Annotated in this window: 1 protein-coding gene and 1 pseudogene; both read right to left on the bottom strand. The window is 35.7% G+C overall.

The window, feature by feature from the left end; translation table 11 throughout:
* Positions 1-363 (bottom strand): annotated as a pseudogene (locus V7014_RS25630) (hypothetical protein); the annotation flags it as partial.
* 181 nt (positions 364-544) lie between these two features.
* The gene (gene fabI / locus V7014_RS25635; protein WP_335511689.1) at positions 545-1,318 is read right to left on the bottom strand and encodes an enoyl-ACP reductase FabI; all 774 of its coding nucleotides are present in this window, start codon (positions 1,316-1,318) and stop codon (positions 545-547) included.
* Positions 1,319-1,538 lie beyond the last annotated feature (220 nt).

The raw sequence follows: 1,538 nt of genomic DNA on the forward strand, positions 1-1,538 counted from the left end.
AAACTTTCCACTTACTTCTACTGGCTCAATCTTTACACTTACTTCTTCCGCTTTGTTCTTCGTACTAACTTCTCCTACTTTGATCTTCGCCTTTGTTGCTCCTGCTTCATTCTTCCGATTGGCTTTTTTCAATTCACTCTCTATTTTTTTTTTATCAAGTTTTTTTTCGCCATTTACCTTCTCTCTGCTTATTATCCGAATTTCATCAGAGACTTCACTTAATGGAACTTCCTCAAGTTTAGGCTCATCAGAATCAATTTTTGTACGAAATTGTTCTTGCATATCAGATTGCGGTATTGAAATGTCTGGTTGCACTATATACATAAAGGGATGCTTTGTTTTATTGTTCTGTTCCTTAGCCATCATATCCCTCCTAACGTTCGAACTGGAATGCACAAAATAGTTATTCTTTACGATACATATTCTTTACACACTATTTTATGCAAGGACAAACGGATTTTTTTTTATACAAAAAGGCTATTCACCTATAAGATGAATAGCCTTTTATTACGTCCATTAATAAAGAAAGATGACGGTTTTCTTATTATCTAGCAATGATATGGAATCCAGAGTCTACATGAATGTTTTCACCAGTAATACCTCTAGATAGATTACTAAATAAGAACAATGCAGTATCCCCAACTTCCTCTGGAGTAGTTGTACGACGAAGAGGGGCACTTTCTTCAATTTCTTTAAGAATTGAATTAAAATCACTAATTCCTTTCGCAGACAATGTACGAATTGGTCCAGCAGAAATAGAATTCACACGAATATTTTTCTTACCTAGATCTGCAGCTAAGTATTTCACACTTGCGTCAAGAGACGCTTTCGCTACACCCATTACATTATAGTTCATAACAACTCTTTCTCCACCTAAATACGTCAATGTTACAAGTGAACCACCTTCAGTCATTACTTCCTGAGCTTCCTTTGCAACAGCCGTTAATGAGTATGAGCTTATATTGTGTGCAAGTAAGAAACCATCACGAGTTGTATTCATATAGTCTCCAACCAATTCTTCCTTATTAGCGAATGCAATACAGTGAGCCACGCCATGAATAACGCCAACTTGTTCTTTAATAGTTGTGAAGCATTTTTTTACATCTTCATCACTTGTTACGTCACATGGTAATACAGCATAAGATTCATTCAACGAGTGTGCTAAATCTTTAACACTCTTCTCTAATCTTTCACCTGCATACGTAAAGATTAAGTTTGCTCCTGCATCATGCAATGAACGTGCAATCCCCCATGCAATACTACGTTTATTCGCAACTCCCATAACAACAATCGTTTTACCATTTAAAGAAAGAGCCATTTTTTGTGCCTCCTATTTTTTATATAACAAGATATTAGTACCTAGTAATAATATCTATTATAACGAATCCTTCTTCTAAAATAAAGTAACTTGTTTAACTTTTTGTCTAAATAATGTAAAAAATCCGTTACTAAACGCAACGGACCCGTGATTGTATTTCTTGTCTAGCTTCTGCGCCCAGCTCCTAGTGGACTTCGCCAATCCTCCCTACGATAAGTCA

Origin of the sequence: Bacillus sp. JJ722 (assembly GCF_036963345.1) — a bacterium.
GTDB lineage: Bacteria > Bacillota > Bacilli > Bacillales > DSM-1321 > Bacillus_AD.

Excerpts from the sequence above, each read along its gene's own strand:
- fabI (WP_335511689.1), bottom strand. The coding sequence starts at position 1,318 with ATGGCTCTTTCTTTAAATGGTAAAACGATTGTTGTTATGGGAGTTGCG.